This is a genomic window from Bradyrhizobium sp. PRIMUS42, from assembly GCF_023006515.1.
Taxonomy (GTDB): Bacteria; Pseudomonadota; Alphaproteobacteria; order Rhizobiales; family Xanthobacteraceae; genus Bradyrhizobium.
This window is the reverse complement of the sequence record NZ_JALBGZ010000876.1, coordinates 1-2,315: the sequence shown is the minus strand read 5'-3', so window position 1 is coordinate 2,315 and position 2,315 is coordinate 1. Positions and strand designations below refer to the sequence as shown.

Below are 2,315 nucleotides of genomic sequence, written 5' to 3'. Positions count from 1 at the left end.
AAGCTGCCGCGCGCGGCCTCGAACCGGCCGTGGGCGAGCCGCATCTCGGCCTTGCCTGCAACGTCGCGAACAAGCAGGCCTGCATCAGCGCGGTCGACGCGGTCATCGCCAAATTCGGCCAGATCGACATCCTCATCAACAACGCCGGCGTGACCCAGCCCGTCAAGCTTCTCGACATCAAGCCGGAAGATTGGGACCGCATCCAGGACGTCAATCTCAAGGGCATCCTGTTCCTGTCGCAAGCCGTGATCCCGCACATGCAGAAGCGCAGGAGCGGATCGATCGCCTGCATGTCCTCGGTCTCGGCCCAGCGCGGCGGTGGCATCTTTGGCGGGCCGCATTATTCGGCGGCGAAAGCCGGCGTGCTCGGGCTTGCCAAGGCGATGGCGCGCGAGTTCGGGCCCGACGGCATCCGCGTCAACTGCGTGACGCCGGGCCTGATCGGCACCGACATTACCGCCGGCAAGCTGACCGACGAGATGCGGACAAAAATCCTCGAGGGCATTCCGCTTGGCCGGCTTGGCGAGGCCACTGACGTCGCCGGCATCTACACCTTCCTCGCCTCCGACCTCTCGGCCTACGTCACCGGCGCCGTGATCGACGTCAACGGCGGCATGCTGATCCACTGAGCGGAGCAGGAGAGAGACGATGATGGCAACACCAACGCTCGCAAACGCGCCGACGCTCGCCCAGCGCGCCCGCAACATCCGCCGCAACGCCCTGCTGATGGGCGAGGTCCAGGGCCAGGGCTATATCGCCCAGGCGCTCGACATCGCCGACGTGCTGGCGGTAGCCTATTTTCACGCCATGCGTTTTCGCGCCGAAGATCCCGCCTGGGAAGGTCGCGACCGCTTCCTGCTGTCGAACGGACATTATGCGATCGCGCTGTATGCAGCCTTGATCGAAGCCGGGATCATTCCCGAGGCCGAGCTGGAGAGCTACGGCTTCGACGACAGCCGCCTGCCGATGTCCGGCATGGCGTCCTATACGCCGGGCATGGAAATGTCGGGCGGCTCGCTCGGCCTCGGTCTCGGCATCGCCGTCGGCATGGCGCTCGGGCTGAAGCGCAAGCGGTCGGCCTCGCGCATCTTCACGCTGTTCTCCGATGGCGAGCTGGACGAGGGCTCCAAATGGGAAGCGATCATGTCGGCGGCTCACCACCAGCTCGACAATCTGATCGCGATCGTCGACGTCAACAATCAGCAGGCCGATGGTCCCTCCAAGCAGATGCTCGGCTTCGAGCCGCTGGTGGACAAGCTCGCGGCGTTTGGCTGGTTCGTGCAACGGGTCGACGGCAATGACCTCGACGCGGTGGTCGGCGCCTTCGATGCCGCGATGGCGCATTCCGAGCCGAAGCCCCGCATGATCGTCGCTGATACGTTGATGGGCAAGGGCGTTCCGTTCCTGGAGCAGCGCGAGAAGAACCACTTCATTCGCGTCGAGCCGCATGAATGGCAGCTCGCACTGTCGGCACTGGACGCGGGAGAGCAGCCATGAAGTCCGCCGCACCAACCACTTCGGCAAAGCCGCGGCTGACGACGTCGGCCATGATCGCCTCGATCGCGGCGGAAGGGCAGCGCACCAGGCCGGCGCCGTTCGGGCACGCGCTGGTCGAGCTCGCGCGCAGCCGTGAAGACGTCCTCGGCATGACCGCCGATCTCGGCAAATACACCGATCTGCACATCTTCGCGCAGGCCTTTCCCGATCGGTACTATCAGATGGGCATGGCCGAGCAGCTTCTGTTCGGCGCCGCCTCGGGTCTCGCCGCCGAAGGCTTCATGCCGTTCGCGACGACCTATGCGGTGTTCGCCTCACGCCGCGCCTATGACTTCATCCATCAAACCATCGCGGAGGAAGACCGCAACGTGAAGATCGCCTGCGCGCTGCCGGGCCTGACCTCGGGCTACGGGCCGAGTCATCAGGCCGCAGAAGACCTCGCGCTGTTCCGGGCGATGCCCAACATGACCGTGATTGATCCCTGCGACGCGCACGAGATCGAGCAGATCGTGCCTGCCATCGCCGCGCATCGCGGGCCCGTCTACATGCGCCTGTTGCGCGGCCAGGTGCCGCTGGTGCTCGACGAGTACAGTTATCGTTTCGAGCTCGGCAAGGCCGCGCTGCTGCGGGATGGTGCCGACGTCCTGATCATCTCCTCGGGCATCATGACCATGCGCGCGCTTGAGGCGGCCAAGGCGCTGTCGGACGATCGCGTCAATGCGGCTGTCCTGCACGTGCCCACGATCAAGCCGCTCGACACCGAGGCGATCCTGCGCGAAGCGGCCAAGCCGGGCCGCCTCGTCGTCGTCGCCGAAAAC

At 65.6% G+C, this 2,315-nt stretch carries 3 protein-coding genes; all 3 read left to right on the top strand.

Annotated features, from left to right (window positions below):
- On the top strand, positions 1–629 hold a 629-nt coding region (locus MOV75_RS35030; RefSeq protein ID WP_247007630.1), incomplete at its 5' end, for an SDR family oxidoreductase.
- Between the two features lie 22 nt (positions 630–651).
- Entirely contained in the window at positions 652–1,497 is an 846-nt protein-coding gene (locus MOV75_RS35025) for a transketolase (protein ID WP_247007632.1), read from the top strand.
- Positions 1,494–2,315: transketolase family protein (locus MOV75_RS35020; protein WP_247007629.1), on the top strand; the 822-nt coding region annotated here is incomplete at its 3' end. The genes MOV75_RS35025 and MOV75_RS35020, both read left to right, overlap by 4 nt.

Bases quoted from the DNA above. Each gene is read 5' to 3' on its own strand.
- MOV75_RS35025 (WP_247007632.1), top strand. From the start codon at position 652: ATGGCAACACCAACGCTCGCAAACGCGCCGACGCTCGCCCAGCGCGCC.